The organism is Leuconostoc sp. XM4 (assembly GCF_055698815.1).
Window position 1 is genome coordinate 1,225,643 of the sequence record NZ_CP134507.1, and the last position, 22,501, is coordinate 1,248,143.

Genomic DNA, 22,501 nt, shown 5'->3' on the forward strand with positions numbered 1-22,501 from the left:
CTGAGTGAATGCCATTCTGATTATGCTATTTTATAAGTCAATTTTTGGACTTTTTCTCCCGTCTGGCTAAATTAAATTTATCTGCTGGCGTATGCCAATTCAATACCCTTAAGGGCTTTTCATTAATCAGTTTAGTTACTGAGTTAATTCTAACTTGCAATATTTTAGTAAATACAGTGCCTTTAGGAAAGTATTCTCTGATTCTGGCATTACGTTCTTCATTTGAACCTCTTTGCCATGCAGCAAAAGCATCAGTAAAGTAAATCTTTTTATTAAACTCATGCGTAACGGTCAGAACATTAGACGTATTGGTAAATTCATTACCACGATCAAAGGTCATACTTTTAACTTGATCACCATAAAATCTAAAAAAGAACGCCATAGCCTCTCTAATGGACTTACCCGTTTTGCTTTTGGTCTTCACAGCGACTAAAAAGCGTGTTTTGCGCTCTAAAAATGTCAACAAGAGCGTTGAACTGGAAATTGGGCCTTCTACCCCATCAACCTCCCAATGGCCAAATTCGGTCCTTTCTGTAACTTTCTTGGGCCGTGAACTAATGTGATGAATCTTGAACATCTCTCGGTCCGTCTTTACGCCGTGGTAGTGCTTTTTTTTTAGCCTATATTTCTTCGGTCGATATTTTAATAAGCCATCACGTGCGTAACCATAAAGCGTATTTGTTGAATAAGGTACACGAGTTGCCATAGCAACTTGTTGTAAAGACCAATCTCTATCTAAATACTCGTTGATAACCTTTTGCCAGTGTCTCGTCATCTTTGTTTTACGCATAGATGCTTTCTTTCGACGGTATTCTGATTGAACCTGGGCCCAATCGGCATTATAGGTAAATATTTCGGTATTTCGAGTGACATCTGGTCGCATAGTATTGCGGTGAATTTCATTATAAACCGTTGAGACTGAGCGATGAATTTTCTCTGCGATATAGGCATAGGTATGCCCTTCTTGTCTTAAAGTTTCAATTCTAACTCGGTCACCATGCTCTAAATGTCTAAAACGTCTCATTTTGTATTTCCTATTTTTATCTACTAATTGTTAACAGAGAAAAAAGTTTGACCCCCACAAACGACTAGGAATCAAACTTTTTAATATTTATTCACTGCAATTATTGACCACTTTTGTTATTGTATATCATCTGGGTTGAACATAGTATTGTCCTTGTTGAAATCCTTCACCGTATCATAATAACATCCCAAATCTTTTAATTTGCCTGTCTTAACTGCATCATAAATTGTATCTAGTGCTTCCGTATCATAATCACTGTTTTTTATGGAATCAGGGGTGCCAAAACTTATACTTGCAGCATATTTTTGTTTTTGAGTCATTTGTGAGTATTTTTCCGCCCACTGGTTCACATAGGTTTGAAAATCCGAAAAAGTCCATTTAGTGAAGTATACATCATTTTTCCCACTACCTAGGGCAATCACATGTCCTTTCATCTTAGCGGCTTTTTTAGCATAGGCTTTTTCTGTATTTTGATCCTTTTCAGATGTTGAAGCAGATGATGCCTTCACACTTGAGGCATAACTTGATGATTGTGCTTTAGGACTGTTTTGTTTTTGTTGGTGCAACATGGCCAATAAAATGGCGATAACAATAATTCCAATAACCACAATTGTGATCCAGATTTTATTTTGCTTTATTTTCTCCATCGGTATACTCCCTAAAATCAACTAACGTTAATTTTACCGTATTAGCCTACAAATTAAAAGTTTCACTTGTCATCTTTACTTGACATGGTCTGTTGAGTTTGATTTTTGGCTTTCTGTTTCGCAATCACACTCTCAGCCCAAGCACGATCCTTTTCTTTTTGTTGCGCTGGTGTCAACGGTTGCGTTACCGTCTTTTTGCCAGGCAATGTACCGCTCAAACGTGGTGTGTTTGGACGTGACATGGTTGCTGGCGTTGCACCTACTCCTTTAGGTTGAACAACTGTCCCACCACTAACAATTGGCCTTTTTGAATTAGTAGCATTAGGTTTGTTTGAATTATTCCCAGTTGGTAAGCCACGGTGTGCATCTGCCATAGAACGGCTCATGTTGGATTGACCTGCTGTCTCTTTTGGATGAGCATTAGGTGAATTTGTCGCAGCCTTTGAAAGTGCTTCATGAACGTTACGTGGTTGAGCAGAAGTAGATGATGTATTACCAGTGGTTGATTTCGGTGTCACAGGTGAATGTCTTTTGTTAAAGGCTTCAACGGCTTGTTGTCCACCAGCAAAGCTATCAGCGACACCACCAGCATAATCTTTGACATTGCCAACGGCTTTGTTCACGCCACCTTTCACTTTTTCACCAGCAGCCCGCCCAGTGTTTTTCAATAAACTACCTGGATGCTTCATTGCGCCTACTGTACGTCCTGCTACCTCAGCGGCTTTAGCTGCCTTTCCTGAGGTTTGTGCGGTACTATCAATACCAGTATCACTTAGGCTATGATCAGTAAGTGCTTTACTATTATCCAATCCTTGAACACCACCTGAATTGGCAATTTTCTTACCTAATTCCCGATTCTTCTTTTTTTGTTCTGGTGAGAGAGCATTCAAGCCTTTACCAATATTTTTCTTAGCCGCTTTAGATGCGCCACCAATCATGTGTGCCGCTTGATTAGCCAATATCATTGAAGCCACTGGATTATGACCAGAACGGACACCAGTCCATTGCTCAATCATTTCAAATCCACCTGCAAGCCCTTTACCACCAGCTAACAGGGCAGCAATCGACAGAATGGTGAACGGCCACATTCCAAGGTTTGGAATGCTTTTAATGGTATTAAAAGCAAATTCAACCCAAGCAAAGAAAAATATTAAGGAAATTGGCATCATTACAATGCCTGTAATTTGTCCCTCAATCATGCCTAAAATTTGCATAACTCGTTTACCTTGTGTGCCATCACGTAGCCCGAAATAAACAATTGAGCCTGCCATGAAAGCCATTTTGTAAACCGAGGCTAGCAAACGCACAATAGCCCCCGCTACAACGATTATAAAGACAATCTCGCCGCCAATAATGCCTAACCAATTGGTTTTCATGACTGGGTATTCATCCGCAAATGTTTTACCCAAAACAAGTGAGTCACCAGTAATGTCAATCATCTTACCATTGCCACCAATCTTTTTAGTGAAAACAGACTTTTGCGCATCATTTAATCCGTCTGTATAACCTGCATCACTCATTACTGAATGATAGTCAGAGCCAGTTATTTTGGCATCCGCATCAGCGAAAACATTCTTATCAAATTTGTACTTAGTCATATCGAAATTGTGTTTGGCCAAATACTTTAAATCGGTTGAATTTCCTTTCCATAATTGTGTGATAATAGTTGGTTGATCAGTGCCAGACACATCTGCCACCGTAGTCGTACCAATATTTGACATTAAACCAATAATCATTGGCAAAGCACTAATCACTGCAACGGTGATGGTGATGCCCTTAGGCCATTCACGTCCTTTCCGACCAGAAGTAGCCGTGTATTGAATCCACTGAACTAGCATCATAATGCCAAAAATGACAAAACCTAAATACAGGAAATCTTTTAGAATATTGCCTAAGTTCCAATCTGTATAGACTGCATTCTTAGGCTCAAAGAAAATATTCATAAAGTCTAACAGTTTAAATGAGTCTTGATAGGCCTCATAAACGGTATTGGCAATGTAATAGAATATCAAAGCAATACTATGCATAAATAGCATAATTAACGTTAAAAATATGTGTGGTAAAGGGCTGAGATACTGCGACCATTCACTGTAAAAATCTGGTGTTGGCCCATTTACTGGTAATGTTTGTGCTAAAGTTTGGAGCATTATTTTTCCCTCTTTTCAATGCGGGTGTTTTCCTGCACGTACATTTTCGTTTGTACTTTAATACAGGTATGGCTCACTCTAGCAGCTTTTAATAAAATGTCATAAGAAGCCCCACTTTTTCGTGAAGACCCCCCCAGTCCCCCTGATCATTAACTTGACGGGCGTGGTTGATACCACACCAGTAAAGTTAATTGGGGGTTCAAAATCCTCACTTCCGTTCGCATCGCCCAAATTGTTCTGTTTGCTCTGTGCCGTTTTCACAATCGCATGATAAAGAGTCTGTAAGGCGCAAGCGCCAAACAGGCTCTATAAAGAAACACAAGGACGTGGCAAGTTGCTGCGCAATCCTTGTGTTGCTTTGGTTATCATGCCAATTGTTACCCGTCACGACGCAACCAGCTCAATTGGAGCGATTGCCAACAGGAAAAAGTTTTGAAATGGAGAAAAAATAATGACCAAGCAATTCTATGATGATTTTAGTAAGTTACCAATCGCCAAAATGGCACAATCAATCGCTGATATGACTTATTTGTTTAATGAGACCAAAGTGCCAACCAGTCACTATAAAGCCCAATTAAGTAAAGGCTTTGAAGAAATGGTTGAAGCGAACGTTAGTATCTCATTAGTCAGCACCATTTTTAACACTTTACAAGCCTTGCAAAAAGAAAGCCCAAAGTTGTTTTATCAAGCTATACTCTGCCTTGATACCAAAGTAAAGCCTAGCAGTATTACGCCTAGTCAATATCAAGCAATGGAATTTACTTGGTCACAATTTGAACTGAACAAAAATAAAAATATGCTCGATAAGGACTTTATCCAAATGTTCAATCAAGTTGAAGAAAATGGACTAACCTATTACACGAAAAACCAACAGAAGACTAATGACAATGAATGATGAAGTCATGGAAAATATAGCCATACGTTACTTTTCATGGTCTGATGACTTTCCTATGGGCGGGAGTGAAATTCATGTCAGTGAGTCCACTAGCAACGACAGTGGCGAAATTGATTTATCAGATGATGAAGCGCTACGTTTAAATTCATTTATCCTGCAAGAATTAGCTGAGGGTAAACACGTTACCCTCAGAACCACCATTTAAGGAGAAAATTATGGCAATCGTCAACGTTAAATATACGGAAACATTGGTTAGGACTGTGGCAGTTAATGTCCCTGATACATTCACAGATGAGCAGAAACTGACACAGGCTGTTGAAATTGGTAAACGTCACTATTTTGACGAAAAAGTTATTTTAGGAGCAGATGATTTAGATTTACGTGAAATCAGTGCAGAGTACAAACAAGAGACAACGGACTACGAGGAATTTTAATCACAGATAGGAGTGTGTTTATGGGTGTATTCGTTTTCAAACTTCTCATGCTAATTGCCATGCTGGTCTATATTTTATATTACCTAGTCGATGTGATTATGATTGCGCGTGAAGATGGTAAGCGGTAAATATTTTTTGCCGTGTTCCCCAGACCCGCAAGCGGGATCAAACACGCTACGCTTGTATGCCTTGCTCTTGGGTGCCACTTCGCTTTGAGTCAAACATTGTGCCACAACCAGTGCCTTGTAAGCTGTGGTGGTTATACCACAGCAACAAGCACTAGCCCAGAATAAAAGGGATTCGTAAATTCGCTACGCTCACCCTTGTATTCTGCGCTGCTTGTGTCCCCATGTTCTTCGTCAAAACGAAATAACACACCAATCACAGGCAGGGCCGACAGGAAATGGTTTCTGCCTGGTGCGTACATAATCAAGGAGAACTACTATGAATCAAATTACCAAAGTTATCACTACTATTGCCGCATCAATTATCAGTGTGGATGTCATCTTGATGGTCATCAATGGCACAATGTTGTATGTCTTACTCACCCTGGCTGGCTTTTATGTCTTAGCTAGCTTGGCTTTTAAGCAGTCCGCTTATAAAACGATGCGTAGCTGGACTAACACTGGTCACCTGCCCCATAAGGAGGAAACTCATGTCAAAACTCACAACTAAAACATTGTCTACCACTAATAATGCCAACAGGTTAGTCATTTTAGAAAGTAATGGCCAATATATTTATCCAGGTTTGGCACAAGCAATCTTTGACGATGCTATTTTTAGTCCGCGTATTTTAAAGCGACTGCAACGTCTTTTTGTTGATCACCCACATGGTCTGAGTGAATCAGGTCATGACTGGTATTTTGGTTACCTGGTCTGCGCTTATACGCAAACGCATTTTGGGATTAAGAACCTATTGAATTATCCCTCAGTGACAAAGGAACTCTTTTCACTCTGTCTGACAAAACTACCCGATTAGGATGATACTAGTATGTTAATTTTCTGTTTATGTCTATTAGCAATGTTCCTTTTTTGGTTATTTGGTCACATTTTAGGAACTTTACTTTATTTATTAATTCTTATTTTTGGTCATCTTTTTAATTACTGGCACTTCTACTTACCCGCTTTTATCGTTGCTTGCATTTGGCACCATATTGGCACCCAAAATATGATTGTTTTCATACTGGGTTTAATGGCATTGGGATTCATATATATAACTGAACTCATTCATTTTGGCAAGCAAAAGTAATTCTCAAAAAAATGTGGCATACATTCAACATTAAATTATTATCTGTTATAGTATTCTCGTGATAGAAATTATTAACATTTGAGTTTCACATTTTGATCAATTAAAAAGTCAATCGCTCCTGTTTAATATATAGGATCAAAATATGTTGGGTTAACTCTTCCTCGGTTTATTTTTATCACTAGACATTGTGTGGCTGTGTGATTGGAGCATTGTCAGGTAGTCTATCTACTCGTCAATTAAGCACATAAATACTTTGTTATTCACAAAAGGCGCTAACTTGCTTAATTTGCAAGTTAGCGCCTTTCGCCTTTTATACAACACTTATCAGCAACTAATCCTACCAAGTATTAAGACAAAGGCTCCAAAGACTTTGTTATAGTTTTTGGACCCATCAATTTTTACACCTTTGAAAAGTTTACATATTGATGGTTTGTATGACTGTTTTTTTTGTACAGTTTAATTGATATACAGGAACATTATGATGCACACGTTACCCTAATTGCTCTCTAAGATTTTTAGAATACTCTTTGTTTTTATAGAAATTTTTTAATTAATCTTGTTGAATATAATTTAAAATAGTTGTGCGCAAAATATTGTTAATCAACTTCGAATTCTATTAATTAATATTTAACATTCTCATAAAAATGTTTTTTATTAATTAAAAAAAGTAAATAATTCTTCTAGTGGTCTCCAATGGACACTATCCGACACACTTTCATCCCACTGAGTATTGTTGTACATTAATCTGTTGAGCTTTTTATCTTTTCTAACAAATGCAAAGCGGGCGTTGCCACTCCACCTACCCTTGACATATTCGCTCAGCGCATTGAATTTCTGTTCTGAATATTTATCAATATTCTCACCATCTGCTCCTTTTGTCTCAATGATGTAGGTAAAACCATCGACACCTTGTACCAAGTAATCTGGAAAAAAGCCCTCTTTCTTAGAACCGTAAACAATTGAAAAATATTGTTCCCCTCGGTCTTTTGACCTATAAAACCACCTAACATCATCAGACTCTTGCATCCATAATTCAAATTCTTTTTCTGGTTGAGATTGTTTCACCCAGTTTCTTGTGGAATACCCTTTATAAATATTCTTATCCAGAATGGTATATTTTTCCTCATCCATAGTAGCATAAATATCAACTTTGGGTGTTTTAAACGGAATAATATCTGCTCTACCTTCATTAATCTCAGTAAACAATACCAATTGCTTTGAAAAAATGCCACTGTCCATTTCAAAGGCATCAGTTCTAATTTTCTTGAAATTGTTGATTATAAAAGCCCATAATTCCAAATTCTTTAGCATTGTAATCGGTGGCTGTATAATTCCTGCTGCTCGATTACTAAATAATTCAACCAATATTTTATTCACATCAGACGGTGAATTTACATGCATTGGTTTCATTATTGATTGTTCTGCATCTAAGAGCCTTAGCCTATGTAAATCAGTGTTTATCGGAATACTAATATCAACATTTTGCAAAGTGTTTTCTAATATATCAACTGATAAATCATCTGAAGTTGCTATTGTCTGACTAATATTGTTACCAAAAATATAACCAGACTTCTGTAGAATTTCTTTATTTTTTTCAGGAACTTTTGTTAGCCCGTACTTAGTGTAGAGATGATTATAAAACTGTCTTACCACTTCTTCATTTGTTACCTTAGCATTGGCGTTCGGCTTTATTGAACTAACACCAAACTCAGGTGACTCAGGATTCAATTCAAAACTCACCAATTTTGTTGCCAAACCTTTATTCATAACGTCCGAAATGTATTGTGGATCATCTGAATAAATATATCCATTATCCAATAAAGGAAGACCATAATGCTTGTGCTCTGGCATTCGCCTAATACGTCCAATAGTCTGTAAAGTAAATGTAGCATCACTTCGCAATCTAAATTTAACAAGTATTTTTGCTCTCGGTGCATCCCATCCAGTTGAAATAGCCTGTTTCATCAATAAATAATTAATTGGACTATTGTTTTTTTCAATTTCTTTGATGTTCAGATGATCATTACTTAACCAACGTGCAATTGTAGGATAATTATCCTCTATCTTTTGCCCAAGCCCTTCAATCAAATAATTTTGTACACGATTAATTAATGCGTTGCGTTCTTCCTTGTTTCCAGCCTTTTCATCTGGAAATTGAATAAGTACTAACGGATTAATTTTTTTCCCTAAATGAGAATATTCCTTACGTATGTCTATTCGTTTTTGATCAGCCAGGTCTAAAAAATACGTAACTGTGTCTGAAATACTTATGTTCTGAGGCACGTCCTGATTTAATGCAATTTGGCGGGTAATTAATCCTTGGGCAATCACATCTTCATCATTTACACGTACAATATCCTTATCAGGTCCATTTGAAAGAGGTGTTGCGCTTACCCTAATTATTTTATCGGCATCAAATAGGTCAATGATTGTCTGAGCCTTTGATGTTTGATCTCTGTGCTCTTCATCTATTATCAAAACAAAATGAATACCTTTTTCTTTAGCATGTTTAATCTGATCAGACAAATTTTCTCTTTCTCCAGACTTCAATGCAATATTAAATTTACTGTTCTTTACCAATTCCCAATTTATGAACGTTGCTGTGTTCGGTAAAAAACCATTTGTAAGAGCATCAGTGAGAAACTGTGATTTTAGTTCCAACGATTTTTCCGATGATTTCTTCCAAGACTGTTCTTCTAGTTCCCCGTTACCAGGAGTCAACCAAATAAACGAATAATCAAATGAGGATGGATTCGTGGATATAATTCTATCCATCAAAGCAATCATCATAACTGTCTTTCCAGATCCTGTAGGAGAATACAACACACTAATTTTCTTGGAAGATTTAAAAAATTTATCCCTTAACGTATTTACAGCTGTCTCCTGAAAAGCGAATAGTGAATAGCTCATAGTCCTATCTCCCGTAGTTCCTTGTTGAAATAATTTTCCGGAATATCTATAATTTTAATACCTTTCTCGTTGATTCTTTGCATCTGTTTTCGGTTTAACATTCCATGAACTTGTTCGCGCATATAAATTTTCTCTATTCCTTCAAGCTTAGTGTGCTCTATAGACTTTAAATTTATGATGATTTTTATCGATGATTTTTCAAGTTCCACGCCATTCTCTAGCTCCACCATAGCCCGAACATTATCTATTAGCTGATTTTCCACGCCGTGGGAAGCTTTACTAATAAAATCTGTTTTAAAGTATTTTAAATTCCCCCCTAAACCAGCAACAGTCTCCTGATAATTTTTTGTTCCGATCAATACAATTGACTGATCAATTAACTTGACATTCAAGGAATCATAATCATTGTTTACACTGGCAATCTTATCGATTTCATTCATCAAAAGTTCAAGCCTACCAGTTTTGCCATCTAAATTTTTAAGTTGAGTAAAGTCTAAAATACGAAGCTTTTTTTCAAACAGTTTGTCAACTATTTTTTCAGGTGATTTGTACCCTAGGATTACACGCTTAATTCTTTCATACGTTATTTTTTCAGCAATATTATTTTCATTGTTTGTAGCCAATATAAATTTGACATCGTCGTTATTTTTTGCGTTCCAATCCATTACAGAATGCCCAGTTGTACCACTGCCTGCAAAAAAATCTAAAACTAGTTTTGCCCCTGTATGTTTGATTAAATATTCAACTAATTCAATAGGTTTGGGATTAGAAAATACATCTTTTTTACCGAAAATCTTTGTTAATAACTTATCCCCATCAGTATTAGTAGCAAAATTGTACAGAATGCTTCGTTCTTTAATTATTTTTTTTGCTTTTGTATCTATGGGCACTTTTTCAAATGGTACTAATCTGTCATTATTTTTTAACCACTCAATATTGTCAGTAGCTATCAGTTTATCCATTCTGCTTTTACCGACACGCCACCTTCCAGGTTCGCCATCGGGTGCAACTGGATAGAAGTCATTTCCATTTGGATTTTTAATTGAAAAATACATGCTTTCACGGTCCTCTTTATGGGCTGATGAACCCCATTTTTCAAGTTTTACCAAGCTGTATCCTCTTTGTAGTGATTTAAAGTCATATTCTTTTTCTACCATTTCATCAATCCATCTGAATTGATTTGTTCTTCTCCAACCGAATATATACTCATGTTCAGTTACAAATGTAGCTCCTTGTTGCCCCCCACCTTGTTTTTTCCTCCAAATAATAGTGCCAATAAAGTTAGCATCCCCAAAAATTTCATTTCCTAAAAGTTTTAGCGTTGCTTGTTCTTCTTCATTTATAGAAATAAAAATAGCACCAGATGAGCTAAGAAGTTGCTTAGCTAAAGTTAACCTACGCTCCATGAAGCTTAACCATTTTGAGTGTAAGAAAGAATCATTTTTTTCTACATAATCATCATTATATTTAAAGGTATTATTTCCAGTATTGTATGGCGGATCGAGATAAATCAAATCTACTTTTCCACGATGAGTTTTCTCTAATAGGTGAAGACTATGAAGGTTATCCCCTTCTAAAATAAAATTATATTCCTTTTCGGGATTCGTAATTATTTCTTTATCTTTATCCTCGGAAAAAATCGGGATTTCAAACTTCATACGTTCTTCAACTTTTTCAGAATGAGGTTCCCAAATCAATCCATACTTTTTGGTATCCAGCAATCTTCTAATTTCTTCTAACTCTTGTATTTCCTTCTCATTCTCGTTGTTTAGTGTCTGCTCTCTGGCAGAACGTTTTTTATCAATCGTTTTGTTTAAATACTCAAGGGCTCGCTTCTTCTCATTTTCGTGCGGCCTATAATCAATTTGTTTTTCCATGAACATTATTACCACCTTTTAAACCAACTTCAATAATAACATGCAATGCCGATTTTCTGTTAATGATAAACATGTATATTGATGTCGTCTTAGTTTGTTTTATGAAAAAAGTAAAATAGAAACTGCGTATTAAACGCAAGAATAAATATTTTTAAAATGTGTAACTGAAAAATATTGAATTTTTGTATGATTGCTTATCTGGCTTACATCCTAAATTAAGAATGGTATTTTTATTCAAGGGGTTAGTTTACTTATACAATCTACCCTGTCCCTTTTACTTTAAAATTGGTTGCACTAGCATAATAACAACGCTATAGTATTAATTATGGAAAATAAATATTTTGAAAACATAAAAATCAAATTGAAGGAACGCCCTAATAAAATTTTCAGTTTAAATCAATGGTTGTTTATAACCGTAAATACCGCTAAATCGATCATCGATAACTCAGATAAAACTCAGTTTGAATATTTGAAAAACTTTTTGCTTTGTAAAACAACGAGTGAGATACAACACTTATTTGACACAATACAAGGCAAATTTGGAGATTTCCGTTTTTCGCAAAGAAATAATCCGAATTATCTTTATCTGTGTTCATTAGTTGCAAAATTCCCAGAAACTATACTAACAGATGATGAACAAGAAACAATCAACACTTTTTTTGACATAAATCAATACTTAATATATGAATTATAAATAGCCTGATCAATTGAAAAATCAAACTCTCTTAACGTTAGTGATTGGTCTAAAATTTAATCCCTTGTGAAATTTCAAAAGGCTAGTAATCAAATAAAGCTTCCGAGAACTTTGTGAAAATTTTTTGGAAGCCCTATTTTTTTACACTTGTTAAACGTTGATACAGCAATACTTTGGATAGTCATTGTTATGTAAAGTTCAATTGGTATACAGGAAATTTATGAGTGCCCTTCCCTAATTACTCTTTATTTTTATAGCAATTTACTTTCAATTAAGCTATGGAAATATCATTCACAACAATCACCCGAAAAATGTTATTAGTGGATTTCGAACTTAATTAATTAAAACTCGAAATTCCCATAAAACTATTTTTCAATAATAAAAAAAGTAAATAATTATTCTAGTGGTTTCCAATGAAGATAAGACACTTCTTGACTATTTCAAATTCTTTTATTTTTTACGATGATTCCATAATAATAATGGGTTGCTAAAATAACTTGACAACAAAAAAATGGCAAAACATGGCAAATTATTTTTTAAGCCAAAAGTTAGTTGAATAAAAAAAGCTAAACTTTTTATAAACAGAATAAAAATAAATAGAAAAACTTAATGATTTCTACCAATGTAAACAAAATCAATTAGAGAATGTAATTTTTTTATTTCAGAATTACATTCAAAACTTTTATTATTACTGTAAAAAGTAAATGCTGAATCGAATGAATCATAAAGCTTTCCCTGCTCATTAACCGACGTTTTTGGATCATCAATTTTGTTTTCCAACAAATCATAAACATTGTCAAAGCAAGGAAATTTTATACTGATTACAATTTGTCCGAAATCATTTTCAACTCCACATTTTTCAATATAATTAGTAATTTCTGAATTAGTCGGATACTGAATACTTCTTATTCGTGACTCGTTATTATGGAGCCATAAATAAGCAGACTTTTTGCCATATGTCTTTATTATTGCAAGTATAAATTTGTTTAAAATTTGTATATTTGCTGGATCATCTATCAATAATCTATCAAGCGTTTTAAATCGTATAATAGGAGGTAACAACGAAAAGTCACTCATGACCTCATTTTGAGTAGTAAGTTTCATTGGATGCTCATTAAAGTAATCAACAAATTGGTAAGCAATTAAGTCAAATATAGCATCTAATGCTTCATCGTATTCTTCAAATGAAAACTCCTCTGTACGTTGAGTATGTGTCGCTTCATTCGCCAATTTTTTTATTCTATCAATAATTTCAATTAGTTCATTCTTTCTATCTTCGGACAGAATACCCACCTTCAGCTTCGCCAAAAATTTCTCATTCTTTAACTCACCTAGTGTAAAGGGAAATTCAGAACCCAAGTTCAAAATTCGTCTAACGTTTATTTCTGCGTATTTTCTTAATTCAGTTAACTTTGTTTCTATAGAGTTATCATCGTTATCCGCCGCTTTGATTATATTCAAAATTCTTGGAGTATATTCATTCTCATCAAAGTTATCCATAATTTTTCCCCAATAATCGAAATACCGTTAACAAAATTACGTTTCGTTATATGCCAACATATATATCTGTTAACCTTAAAGGTGTTGCTTTTTGAATTAAAATTTCTTAGTTTTAAGATGTTTTGAAACACGTCCAACAAATATAGTTTTTTGTGAATTATCAATGTAAATAGACCAATTTCTATTCAACTTTAAGTGAAAATATATTTCTTTATCTTTCCCACTAAACTTTACTATTCGTTGCGTTTTTAGCTTTTGATTTTGCTTGACAGACATTGACTCATCATGAATTTTGTAATCCTCAAATCTCTTCCTGCCAAAAATAATTTGTGAAAAAATTGAATAAATTTTGGTTTGAATGTTAATAGGCGCTTTGACAATTTGAGATTCAAAGTTATCATGAAATAATATCTCTTCAAAATCATACACATTATTCCCACCACGAGAGAACCTATCACCATTCAATATTTTTTGCTCTAATATATTATGACTCCAATAATTTTCTAAATAATCTAAAGTACTATCATCATCAAAAACGTTGTTTAGTCGCATCGAAAAATTGTTACCAACAACGTCAATATAATCCGTTTCCCAATTCTGACCCAAATTTGGAGAAACTAAGCAAAAAAAGACATTTTGAACAGGCTTGCATAAAGAGACAACATCAGGGAGTTGTCCAATTACTGGTGAACTAAAATGGACAGGTCCCGTTTCCTTAGCATGAATGCTTGCTAAAAATAAAGTTAAAATACTTCTTAGACTAGAATCTGAACAAACAATTGGGTCTGCAAGTATCTTCTTCATGTTTTTGTCGTAATTCAAGGTTACTTCATCAAATTTTTGAATAAGATTTCTCATTGCGATTAATGCGTTAATTCTCTTTACCAAAATGTCTCTGTCTAAATTGTCAAACAATTGTGTATTACAATAAAATTCAATTCGATTCATAGTAACTCCAACAATTGTTTTTCATATTGATCAAAAAAGCCATCTAGGGATTTACTCATTCTGCCATCAGAATCAATTGACAGTGGCTCAAGTCTAGCGACATTCTTAAGAAAAAGAATACTTAAATCAGTCATTGCTAAATCAGAATTTTTAACCAAAACTCTTAGTGTATTTATGACATGATCACTATGAGTTTCCATAATTACTTGATTATCCATTTCATAGGCAAGTTTATTTATTACTTTGACCAACTTTACTTGTGCACTAGGATGCAAATGGAGTTCAGGGTTTTCAATACATATAGTTGATTTATAATTCGAAATAAGTGTTAGTAGCAGAGGTAATGTATATTTAATACCAGTTCCAACATGGTCAATTTCGACGTCATCGACGAGAATTTGGTAACTATCATATTTCTTATTGATTTTAATGTCATTTTTGATTAACCCTATTTCAACCATCAGTTTCGAAATCTTTTTAATCAAACCATCATCTGATAGTGATTGAGAATTAGAAAATAAATAATCAGCAAAGAAAGGGTTGCCACTTTCAGGTACATAACCTGATTCAATCCAGCCCCCCTCTTTTTGTCTGGTAGTACTTAGAAAACGATCAGCCCTAATAAAAATAAGATTCAATTCATTATTACGCTCTTGGTTCGACTTAACAGATGCATAATTATTTTTCGGAGCACGTTGGAAAAAAAACTCGGAATATACTTTTTTCTCACCATCAATTCCGATTTCAAATGATTCAGAGTTTGCATCATTTTTCAAGAGTTCACTGAAGCCTATGAAATCCCAATCTTTTTTGAATCTCAAATCAATTGTGAACTGTGCATTAGCTTTCATGGAAAAAAGCTTTAGAGACTGTATTATTGTTGATTTGCCTGAAGAATTTGTTCCAGTCAATAAATTTATTTTTTTAAAATTAATAGTTTGATCAGAATAGCATTTAAAATTTTTTAATGACAAATCTTTAATCATGATGAATGACTCCTCGTTATTTTGTTTAATAATTTTTTGATTTGTGAATCTACAAATTGAATATTTTTGGTATTATTTGTCGCTGATGATATAGACAACAACAGTTCTGAGTCAGTATTTAGAATATTATCAAGATCAGACTTGAATATTCCAGCTTCTTGATTAGCTGGAATTTCAATGTCGACATTTAGCAAATTAATTAGTATTTGAGTATATAGCAAAGTATTGATTGGGCCCTTACGTTTAGTGTAAGGCTTCCTAAAGGCGTCCTTGCCAAAAAGCCAATATGCTTTAAATAAAACTTTATAGTAAACATTTTGAATTTCATTAAGCTCATAATTATCCAGATTTTTCATATGAATTAACAGTTTATCCAAGAATGTATTCATATTTCCGTTATAGTTAATTTCATGTTTAACTTGCCACAAAAATGTACCTGCAAATCTCAAAATAAACTCGTGATGAACAAATCTATTGGTATTTACTGAGCTTGAGACTAACTCCTTAAAGTATTCATTTTCTTCAATTTTTTTATAAAACTCACGAATGCGGTTTGAAGTTACCGAATTTCGAAGTTCTTGTGGTGATAACCTAATTCCGGTCGTATTTAATCTCTTAAAAATATCAAGTTTGACTTCATCCGGAGTACTGGAATTTATAACAAAACAAGTTATTTGATAATCCCTTATTCTTCTCTTAATGTGTATCGGAAGTTCTTTATCACTATTGCGAATTTTTTTATATTTGAAGCCATTCAAATTCGACAGGTATTCCAAACCACTGAGTTTAAGATCCCCTGACATAAATTCATAAATAGCATTCAATCTTTGTAATCCGTCAGCTGGTAAATAGCTTTCTGAACTGTTTTGATTCAAGTAAATTGACGGTATAGGAATATTTAATAGCATCGATTCAATCAACAAACTTTTGGCTCTATTTGTCCACACAAAGTTTCTTTGAAAATCTGGCCTTAAATTAATAGTTGGTTCTTCCTCCCCTTCATAACCAGAAATGTAATTAAAAAGAGTTAGAACGGAAAAAAGTTTTAATGCATATCCAACATTTTCAGGATTATAAGGAGGTTTGTCAATATCATCATCATCTAACTCAGTACTTTCTAATCCATCTAACTCCCGTTCCGATTTCTCATTGAACTTTTTTTGATAAAACTCAATAATTTGATTTTTAGGGATTGTACCATTGTAATTTTCAACGACGTCATAAATATCGGTATTTTCACCAATTTTTATTTTGATATCTTTATCGATTAAGATATATTCATTATCTGCTTTTAAATCCATTTACAAACCACCTTTGACTGTGTTTTTTCACTTACACTATTAATCAATCTACAGCTAGATAGCAGTCGACTCACAATTCGTATTAAAAAATTACTTATATAACAATATTAATATAAAGACTTTTAACCATTTTATGTCCAATATTATACTCGTTTGGAATCATTAATCAAATACGCTTCAACTATTTAAGGTAAGAAACAATTTTAAAATTCATTTTCTTAATTAAATACAATTTAAACATTGTTGTTTCTAAGACAAGAGATACAACAAATACATAATCAAAACAATTCTGAATATTGTTAATTTATAAAAAGTCTATCTTTAACTACTATGAACTCTAGAATGGAATTACCTATTTATGGGGATTATTTGACTACAACCACTTCGATTTGAAACATCTTGAAGCGCTTAAATATTAAAATATCAAAAGAAAAAGATATAATTAAATTTTTCTACAATTTAATTATATCAAATTCATTGTTGTCAATAGTTATCATTTCCAATAGCCTATCCAATCCTGCATCAGTGACTTCAAATTTATCAGCCAACATTTCTTTTCGATTTTGGTCAAACGTCTTAGGCGTAAAACGTCCTGATAAAATACTGGTTATTTTTTGTGCAACAGATGGCGCTGGCAAGTGATGATATTGATCGCTTTTATCATTCGCATATATTGTTAAATAGTCATTGATTGTCATGAATTAATCCTCTATCTTCCCCTTGAGACATGATTTTCATATTCCTCTTGTTGTCGTTCCACAACCTCTTTGTGTTGATTTTCCATAAAGCGCCGCTCAGCGGTTAATTCAGCGCGTACTTCTTGTTGCCAAATTCTACTAATTTTATTAATTGAGCGGTTATTTTTAAAAATTTGAGGCTCTGATTTACGATTTAAGACAGCTTGATTATTCATTGAATATCTTTGCTTATCAATATCTTTTAAAACCTCAGAACGCCATTGAGAGCCATTTAACTCTTTGTGAGAGTTTTGCGTTTTTATTCGTTCAAATATTGGTGCCAACTGCCGATCAATCGTCTCTGACTCTTCTATGTCATTCAAACGTCGATACAATTGATTAGCTAAGCGTTTTTTAAGTTCTGCCTCTTTATTCTCGGACCATTTACGTTGCCCTTTCCTCATCACACCCTGATCTTCGATATTAATATCGTCGTATTTTTTAGCCAACGAGACAAACCTATTGTAAGCGTTTTCTTCGCTATTTTGCAAGACTTTTTTAATTAAATCATTGGTTAACAAATTGGCTTTACCCATCCTACCTCTCCCACTGTTCAGAGTTGTATTACCAACTTGCCATTTGCCATGCATCTCTTGTGGTAATGCCTGATAAATTTTTTTGATATGTTTAGCATATTGATCACTGGTTAAATGCTGGTCTGTACTGGCAATGATTTCATCTTTACAGGAAGCTACACCTTTCAATATTTCTTGTCGCCTATTAACCTCTGATTCAGACATTAACTGATTGCGAAATTGTCGTTTAGCCTTCTCAATTTTTTTTAATGGTATGACACCAACTTGCTGTCCTTTATATGGCCCAGTTTGTTTTAACATCTCAGGGCGAGTTTCAGGACTGATTTTTGCAAACCATAGATGCATATTTAAGTGGTCCGTATCTTGATGAATAACACCAAACCATGCCACATCTTCTGGGGTTTCTCCTAAGGGCAAGCTAAAGCCCTGATTAATTAATTTTTTGGCAACTTCTTGCTCTGCGCGTTTTAATTTGTTTTGATCTAATATTTTTGTTTCAGGCTCATAGAGTTTATTCTTCACTAACCAATCACCCCTGATAGAAAAAGCCAACTCATAGATATTGTTGCCATTTTGTTGTGCTTCATCCAGTCTTTTTTTTAAACGAGAGATATCATGGTTATCATAGTTTAGCTTGTCATGACTAAATACTGGTTGATTTTCAGTAACTGCGCTTGAACGTGTTGCATAGCCCTGACTACGACTACCTTCAAATTGTTCTGACAACGTTATCACATCCTCTATTGTGCCGTTATTGGCCTCACTAGTTTTAACCTTGCCATTTTGGTCTTTAAGAGAGTAATCAACTAACTCACTATACTGCCAACCATTCTCGTTAGCGATATTCGCCGTGACAAAATGGGCCGGCATATTCACCATAGCTGTCTTTTTTTCACCCATTGTAAATGCGCCTAATTTACCAGTCTTCACCATTCTCAAGTGCCTCCTGAATTTCTTCTAGAGATGAAAAATCTTGTTTATATTTTTTAATTAAGTCAAAACCGTGTTTAACTGATATCTGTAAGATATAGTCAATATTGTTATACGACATTTGATAATTATTTTTTAAGATCAAAGCCATCTGAGCTGTATAGTAATTTGTTTTGTCCCGTTCATATTGACTATCCGCCATCTCATTAGCTTGCTCTGGATGATGCCAATTAAACTCATCAAGCTGCTGTATATACTGTGCAAGTTGAACTTCTCTTTGTGTTTTGTTCTTAATCGTCATCTATTTGTCCTCCTGCTTGATGATATTTTTTGATCAGCTGCTTATCACGACTACGAATCTTTTTATACTCAGCATAGGATTGTGCTAACTCATTGTTTGGATTGAGTTCTGTTGGTGCGCCAAATTGTTGAAACTCTGTTGGATTGATTGGATTAATGGCATATTTGACAAAGCCATTATCTAAATTAATCCCTTCTGGTATGTACTCTAATTGTCGCTGTTGCATGGTTAACAGAAAGCCGAGTAACGTCTCGATATTGCTGAGCTGTGTGTCCCGTTTTTTGTCCGCCTTAGAGGGGCCAGTGTGATTTACCTTCTGGGCAAGATCACTATAATTCAACTTTGCATTGCTAGGACTTAATGCAATGTTTTCTACGAAAAAGTGCAATGCAAATTTGTAGATGCCGCCTTTTGAAAGTTGTCCATTTAAAGCAGCTGGATGACGTTGCACCCAATGACTCATCTGCTGAAAATACCACTCTTCTTCTCGCGAGTTTCTGATATTGATTGCTTTGGATTGCACGTTGAATACCTGCTCATCAACATCCATTTCACGAACTACGTTATCAATAAAATCTAACTCTGATTTCACTTCTAGCGGAATATCTTCGGGTAAGTAAGTATCGTAAGCCTTCAGTAAATAGTTTTTTCGCTTCAACAGTGTTTTCATGTGTTGTGCTCTAATTTCAACAGTGTCTTTCATAATTTGTGTCCCTACTTTCAAGATAAATAATTATATTGTGTAACCAATATCAGTAGCTCGATTAACGTGATGACAATGAGCTGCCTACTAGCATTGGGTTTCATTAATTTGTCTTGAATGCGCCAAACCTTGATACCATAAATCACATCCATACCCAAGTGGATAATGAGGGCAAAGGGCATTACTAAGATACCGTTAGGAATATTAAACTTTTTAAAAAAACAAGCATATAGCAATATAAACACAAAACTACCAATGGTACTTTGTATAATGATCAATAGCTTGATCTTTTTACTATCGTTAGATATTTTTTTATTTTGCATCATTAGCTTCTTTCTCGGCCGAACCGTTTAAATAATTAATTTTCCAATCATCCTCAACATTGAAAACGTAGACGTTAAATTTTAAATTTCCATCACCTGACTGTGCCATCATGTGAACACCACGAGGGACTAACTCAACATTTTTGTAAACTGGTGTGACTTGATACCGAACATAATTATCTTTCGATTGATGTAAGTAATCGGCCACTTCTGTTTCGTACGTCACCATACTTTTAGCTTTGACATGGCTATCTGCGTTCAACTGTCGTGTCCCCGTGATCAAGTTTTTTACTTCGTTATTTAGTCCAGTAAATTGATATCCAATCAGATGACTACGGTTGTATAACCAGTCTGTGTTATTCGTACCCGTTTTAATGGCATGGTAGCCTGTTGTTTTAATCGTTAACCGTTCACGTGCTTGATACTTTTGAGATGGTGGCATCAGCTTTTGATTTAATAAGGCGTTAGCAACCTGTGGTCTGCCTAGCCAATCTAGTGACGAAAGTTTTTGCCAGCCACCCTGTTTAATTTGCAAATCCTCTTGACTAAATGTTGGTTGATTATTGTTGACCTCGACAACGGTTTGGCCCGTATATTTCAAATTAACTAACTCATCATTTTGTGTCGGTGAGCTACTTTGTTTATCAATATTAATCAGTTGTGAGTGAGACCCTATTGCGACTATTTTTTGCAAAATCGACACACGGTTTAAATACACAACGCCTGTCAAAATGACAATAACTAATAAAATTCTTCTCGCAAATCGACCACGTTTATAATTTTTCATCTGCACTCCTTTTGTTTATTCAAACTCATCAAAGTTAATCGACTTTGGCAAATTTTTTTCCTGAGGGCGAGCCTTGTTTTGTATTTGCTCAATATCATCTGCCAATGGTGGTAAATAAAAATCTAAACGTGAAATAATCTTTTTAGCTAACTCACCAAAGACAAGCGTGTTGTCATTATGGGCTTGAATTAAATTATTGTTTGCATCAATCAGTTCATCAATATCCGCATTCAATTTTTTTGAAGCATCTATTCTTTCTAATCGTTGCGCATAGGCTTCAATTAGCTCTCGAATTAATTGATTAGCTGTCACGTCTTCTTTCAACGCATGTTCTTCAATAATTTCTAGTGCGTGCTTATCAATATTTTTAACTGTTTTAGTTATCCCTGACATACAACCTCCATAAAATTATTTAGTGAACTAGGAACAGGTTAAGGGGAAAGGAAATCCTAATCGGATTTATCCCGCCGTTCGGGCCTTTCAAAGGATTTCCAAACTATTGTCGTGTAAAGGCATTTCTTTACGCCTGTTTCACTATTTCTTTACGCTCAACACGGATAAAAAATAGCTCTTTTGTGAGCTTTTTTCATGATTGTACTTTTACAAATCAATTGGTTTTGGCAACAACGACTTGCCATCTTCAACTTCCTTTTTTGTCTTTTGATATTGACTAATATTTGTCTTGGCACGTTGGATATTATTTTTCGCATCACTAACTTGTGTCCGTATTTGAGTAATAGCATCACGCGCATTATTAATGCTCGTTTGGGTATCGGAGTCATCAGATTGTGCGAGTATTTTTTGGTACTTTTTGATTGAAGCCTGTTGTTGATCAATTGCTTTTTGGTATTCAACAATCGCGTTCGTATTCTTTGAAATCAGTTTTTGTTGTGCCGCTATTTTAGCTTCACTTTCACTAACTTCGAGTTTCCTTTGAGTGGCAAATGTTAGCGTATTTGATTTAGAAACTTTGTCACGATTGATGATGAATTTACCGCTGGTTGTATTACTATTTGCAGCCGTTTTCTTTGCACTTGAGCTGTCAACAACTACGCTACTTGGTGCTTCGACTGTCGCCGTGTTGATGCTTTTATCATGAGCTGTTAGTGTTACAGCATTGAAGTTATGACTCAAGTTTTTAAATTGAACGACGAGTGTATTATTTGAAGTTGGTACGACACGACCAGTGACTTGATTCCCACCATGATCAGTCATAGCAGTAAATTTAATTTTGCTAATATCGACCAAGTCTTGGTCAGAAACAGCACCGTCAGAAATCGTATAATGTAATTCCAACACGCCATTATTTTTATTAAAAACACTTTTTGTTAGACTAGCTGTTTTGTTCAAAGTGCCAAATGAAACAGGTGTATTTAATTCCGTACTTGGCAAATTTGAAGGTCGAGGTGTGATGCTAACCAGCACAGTTGTCCCGAAAGCTATCAGAATAAATAGGCTAAATATGCCAATTAAATTGCGACGCTGATGCTCCAAAAACCAAGTACCAAAGCGACTAAATCTTTGAAAGATATTTCTAAATTTATCAGCTATTGTGATTATTGCAGACATTTT

At 34.6% G+C, this 22,501-nt stretch carries 24 protein-coding genes; 6 read left to right on the top strand and 18 right to left on the bottom strand.

Features of this window, described 5'->3' with window-relative positions:
• Positions 1-37: 37 nt before the first annotated feature.
• The 3 genes from RHP64_RS06225 to RHP64_RS06235 form a co-directional block, all read right to left on the bottom strand.
• Positions 38-1,024: an IS30 family transposase gene (locus RHP64_RS06225; RefSeq protein WP_462784971.1), complete on the bottom strand. Its 987-nt coding sequence runs from the start codon at positions 1,022-1,024 to the stop codon at positions 38-40.
• A 116-nt stretch (positions 1,025-1,140) separates the two neighbouring features.
• Complete coding sequence (locus RHP64_RS06230; RefSeq protein WP_462784972.1) at positions 1,141-1,671, bottom strand: hypothetical protein; 531 nt, start codon at positions 1,669-1,671, stop codon at positions 1,141-1,143.
• Positions 1,672-1,733: 62 nt separating this feature from the next.
• Positions 1,734-3,818 carry a pLS20_p028 family conjugation system transmembrane protein gene (locus tag RHP64_RS06235; protein WP_462784973.1) on the bottom strand — a complete coding sequence of 695 codons (2,085 nt, stop codon included), beginning with the start codon at positions 3,816-3,818 and terminating at the stop codon, positions 1,734-1,736.
• A 451-nt stretch (positions 3,819-4,269) separates the two neighbouring features.
• Between RHP64_RS06235 and RHP64_RS06240 the strand changes: the two genes are divergently transcribed.
• The 3 genes from RHP64_RS06240 to RHP64_RS06250 are packed head-to-tail and all read left to right on the top strand — an operon-like array spanning position 4,270 to position 5,147.
• Complete coding sequence (locus tag RHP64_RS06240; protein WP_462784974.1) at positions 4,270-4,713, top strand: hypothetical protein; 444 nt, start codon at positions 4,270-4,272, stop codon at positions 4,711-4,713.
• Entirely contained in the window at positions 4,700-4,918 is a 219-nt protein-coding gene (locus RHP64_RS06245; RefSeq protein ID WP_462784975.1) for a hypothetical protein, read from the top strand. Before RHP64_RS06240 ends, RHP64_RS06245 begins: the two co-directional genes overlap by 14 nt.
• A gap of 10 nt (positions 4,919-4,928) precedes the next feature.
• Complete coding sequence (locus tag RHP64_RS06250) at positions 4,929-5,147, top strand: hypothetical protein (protein ID WP_462784976.1); 219 nt, start codon at positions 4,929-4,931, stop codon at positions 5,145-5,147.
• Positions 5,148-5,406: 259 nt separating this feature from the next.
• Here RHP64_RS06250 and RHP64_RS06255 read toward each other — a convergent pair whose 3' ends face one another.
• A complete protein-coding gene (locus RHP64_RS06255) occupies positions 5,407-5,574 on the bottom strand; it encodes a hypothetical protein (RefSeq protein ID WP_462784977.1) in 168 nt (55 codons plus the stop codon).
• Between the two features lie 17 nt (positions 5,575-5,591).
• Here RHP64_RS06255 and RHP64_RS06260 point away from each other — a divergent pair, with 17 nt between their 5' ends.
• Positions 5,592-5,822 (top strand): hypothetical protein, encoded by a 231-nt coding sequence (locus RHP64_RS06260; RefSeq protein ID WP_462784978.1) that lies wholly within the window; start codon positions 5,592-5,594, stop codon positions 5,820-5,822.
• Entirely contained in the window at positions 5,803-6,126 is a 324-nt protein-coding gene (locus tag RHP64_RS06265) for a hypothetical protein (protein WP_462784979.1), read from the top strand. The genes RHP64_RS06260 and RHP64_RS06265 overlap by 20 nt, the downstream gene beginning before the upstream one ends.
• Before the next feature lie 924 nt (positions 6,127-7,050).
• Here RHP64_RS06265 and RHP64_RS06270 read toward each other — a convergent pair.
• Positions 7,051-9,306, bottom strand: a complete 2,256-nt coding sequence (locus RHP64_RS06270; protein ID WP_462784980.1) for a DEAD/DEAH box helicase — start codon at positions 9,304-9,306, stop codon at positions 7,051-7,053.
• Positions 9,303-11,183, bottom strand: coding sequence for a site-specific DNA-methyltransferase (locus tag RHP64_RS06275; protein WP_462784981.1), 1,881 nt, complete (start codon positions 11,181-11,183; stop codon positions 9,303-9,305). The genes RHP64_RS06270 and RHP64_RS06275 overlap by 4 nt, the downstream gene beginning before the upstream one ends.
• 325 nt (positions 11,184-11,508) lie before the next feature.
• Here RHP64_RS06275 and RHP64_RS06280 point away from each other — a divergent pair, with 325 nt between their 5' ends.
• A complete protein-coding gene (locus RHP64_RS06280) occupies positions 11,509-11,877 on the top strand; it encodes a hypothetical protein (RefSeq protein WP_462784982.1) in 369 nt (122 codons plus the stop codon).
• A 606-nt stretch (positions 11,878-12,483) separates the two neighbouring features.
• Here the strand turns inward: RHP64_RS06280 and RHP64_RS06285 are convergent.
• The 12 genes from RHP64_RS06285 to RHP64_RS06340 all read right to left on the bottom strand — a co-directional run bounded on the left by RHP64_RS06285 (position 12,484) and on the right by RHP64_RS06340 (position 22,498).
• Complete coding sequence (locus RHP64_RS06285) at positions 12,484-13,377, bottom strand: hypothetical protein (RefSeq protein ID WP_462784983.1); 894 nt, start codon at positions 13,375-13,377, stop codon at positions 12,484-12,486.
• A 96-nt stretch (positions 13,378-13,473) separates the two neighbouring features.
• Complete coding sequence (locus RHP64_RS06290; RefSeq protein ID WP_462784984.1) at positions 13,474-14,325, bottom strand: hypothetical protein; 852 nt, start codon at positions 14,323-14,325, stop codon at positions 13,474-13,476.
• The gene (locus RHP64_RS06295) at positions 14,322-15,311 is read right to left on the bottom strand and encodes an AAA family ATPase (RefSeq protein WP_462784985.1); all 990 of its coding nucleotides are present in this window, start codon (positions 15,309-15,311) and stop codon (positions 14,322-14,324) included. Before RHP64_RS06295 ends, RHP64_RS06290 begins: the two co-directional genes overlap by 4 nt.
• A complete protein-coding gene (locus RHP64_RS06300) occupies positions 15,308-16,612 on the bottom strand; it encodes a GmrSD restriction endonuclease domain-containing protein (RefSeq protein WP_462784986.1) in 1,305 nt (434 codons plus the stop codon). Before RHP64_RS06300 ends, RHP64_RS06295 begins: the two co-directional genes overlap by 4 nt.
• A gap of 452 nt (positions 16,613-17,064) precedes the next feature.
• On the bottom strand, positions 17,065-17,310 hold the full coding sequence (locus tag RHP64_RS06305) for a hypothetical protein (protein ID WP_462784987.1): 246 nt from the start codon (positions 17,308-17,310) through the stop codon (positions 17,065-17,067).
• Between the two features lie 11 nt (positions 17,311-17,321).
• Entirely contained in the window at positions 17,322-18,818 is a 1,497-nt protein-coding gene (gene mobP2 / locus RHP64_RS06310) for a MobP2 family relaxase (protein WP_462784988.1), read from the bottom strand.
• Entirely contained in the window at positions 18,802-19,116 is a 315-nt protein-coding gene (locus RHP64_RS06315) for a hypothetical protein (RefSeq protein ID WP_462784989.1), read from the bottom strand. Before RHP64_RS06315 ends, mobP2 begins: the two co-directional genes overlap by 17 nt.
• On the bottom strand, positions 19,106-19,819 hold the full coding sequence (locus RHP64_RS06320) for a hypothetical protein (RefSeq protein ID WP_462784990.1): 714 nt from the start codon (positions 19,817-19,819) through the stop codon (positions 19,106-19,108). Before RHP64_RS06320 ends, RHP64_RS06315 begins: the two co-directional genes overlap by 11 nt.
• Before the next feature lie 17 nt (positions 19,820-19,836).
• Positions 19,837-20,145: a hypothetical protein gene (locus RHP64_RS06325; RefSeq protein WP_462784991.1), complete on the bottom strand. Its 309-nt coding sequence runs from the start codon at positions 20,143-20,145 to the stop codon at positions 19,837-19,839.
• A complete protein-coding gene (locus tag RHP64_RS06330) occupies positions 20,132-20,929 on the bottom strand; it encodes a DNA/RNA non-specific endonuclease (protein ID WP_462784992.1) in 798 nt (265 codons plus the stop codon). Before RHP64_RS06330 ends, RHP64_RS06325 begins: the two co-directional genes overlap by 14 nt.
• Positions 20,930-20,944: 15 nt before the next feature.
• A complete protein-coding gene (locus RHP64_RS06335; RefSeq protein ID WP_462784993.1) occupies positions 20,945-21,322 on the bottom strand; it encodes a hypothetical protein in 378 nt (125 codons plus the stop codon).
• A 207-nt stretch (positions 21,323-21,529) separates the two neighbouring features.
• Positions 21,530-22,498 carry a hypothetical protein gene (locus tag RHP64_RS06340; RefSeq protein ID WP_462784994.1) on the bottom strand — a complete coding sequence of 323 codons (969 nt, stop codon included), beginning with the start codon at positions 22,496-22,498 and terminating at the stop codon, positions 21,530-21,532.
• Positions 22,499-22,501 lie beyond the last annotated feature (3 nt).

Coding starts and splice junctions, on each gene's coding strand:
- RHP64_RS06285 (WP_462784983.1), bottom strand. CDS start 13,377: ATGGATAACTTTGATGAGAATGAATATACTCCAAGAATTTTGAATATA.
- RHP64_RS06315 (WP_462784989.1), bottom strand. CDS start 19,116: ATGACGATTAAGAACAAAACACAAAGAGAAGTTCAACTTGCACAGTAT.
- RHP64_RS06295 (WP_462784985.1), bottom strand. CDS start 15,311: ATGATTAAAGATTTGTCATTAAAAAATTTTAAATGCTATTCTGATCAA.
- RHP64_RS06275 (WP_462784981.1), bottom strand. CDS start 11,183: ATGGAAAAACAAATTGATTATAGGCCGCACGAAAATGAGAAGAAGCGA.
- RHP64_RS06320 (WP_462784990.1), bottom strand. CDS start 19,819: ATGAAAGACACTGTTGAAATTAGAGCACAACACATGAAAACACTGTTG.
- RHP64_RS06270 (WP_462784980.1), bottom strand. CDS start 9,306: ATGAGCTATTCACTATTCGCTTTTCAGGAGACAGCTGTAAATACGTTA.
- RHP64_RS06300 (WP_462784986.1), bottom strand. CDS start 16,612: ATGGATTTAAAAGCAGATAATGAATATATCTTAATCGATAAAGATATC.
- mobP2 (WP_462784988.1), bottom strand. CDS start 18,818: ATGGTGAAGACTGGTAAATTAGGCGCATTTACAATGGGTGAAAAAAAG.
- RHP64_RS06325 (WP_462784991.1), bottom strand. CDS start 20,145: ATGATGCAAAATAAAAAAATATCTAACGATAGTAAAAAGATCAAGCTA.
- RHP64_RS06240 (WP_462784974.1), top strand. CDS start 4,270: ATGACCAAGCAATTCTATGATGATTTTAGTAAGTTACCAATCGCCAAA.
- RHP64_RS06245 (WP_462784975.1), top strand. CDS start 4,700: ATGACAATGAATGATGAAGTCATGGAAAATATAGCCATACGTTACTTT.
- RHP64_RS06255 (WP_462784977.1), bottom strand. CDS start 5,574: ATGTACGCACCAGGCAGAAACCATTTCCTGTCGGCCCTGCCTGTGATT.
- RHP64_RS06265 (WP_462784979.1), top strand. CDS start 5,803: ATGTCAAAACTCACAACTAAAACATTGTCTACCACTAATAATGCCAAC.
- RHP64_RS06330 (WP_462784992.1), bottom strand. CDS start 20,929: ATGAAAAATTATAAACGTGGTCGATTTGCGAGAAGAATTTTATTAGTT.
- RHP64_RS06280 (WP_462784982.1), top strand. CDS start 11,509: ATGGAAAATAAATATTTTGAAAACATAAAAATCAAATTGAAGGAACGC.
- RHP64_RS06250 (WP_462784976.1), top strand. CDS start 4,929: ATGGCAATCGTCAACGTTAAATATACGGAAACATTGGTTAGGACTGTG.
- RHP64_RS06335 (WP_462784993.1), bottom strand. CDS start 21,322: ATGTCAGGGATAACTAAAACAGTTAAAAATATTGATAAGCACGCACTA.
- RHP64_RS06260 (WP_462784978.1), top strand. CDS start 5,592: ATGAATCAAATTACCAAAGTTATCACTACTATTGCCGCATCAATTATC.
- RHP64_RS06225 (WP_462784971.1), bottom strand. CDS start 1,024: ATGAGACGTTTTAGACATTTAGAGCATGGTGACCGAGTTAGAATTGAA.
- RHP64_RS06230 (WP_462784972.1), bottom strand. CDS start 1,671: ATGGAGAAAATAAAGCAAAATAAAATCTGGATCACAATTGTGGTTATT.
- RHP64_RS06235 (WP_462784973.1), bottom strand. CDS start 3,818: ATGCTCCAAACTTTAGCACAAACATTACCAGTAAATGGGCCAACACCA.
- RHP64_RS06340 (WP_462784994.1), bottom strand. CDS start 22,498: ATGTCTGCAATAATCACAATAGCTGATAAATTTAGAAATATCTTTCAA.
- RHP64_RS06305 (WP_462784987.1), bottom strand. CDS start 17,310: ATGACAATCAATGACTATTTAACAATATATGCGAATGATAAAAGCGAT.
- RHP64_RS06290 (WP_462784984.1), bottom strand. CDS start 14,325: ATGAATCGAATTGAATTTTATTGTAATACACAATTGTTTGACAATTTA.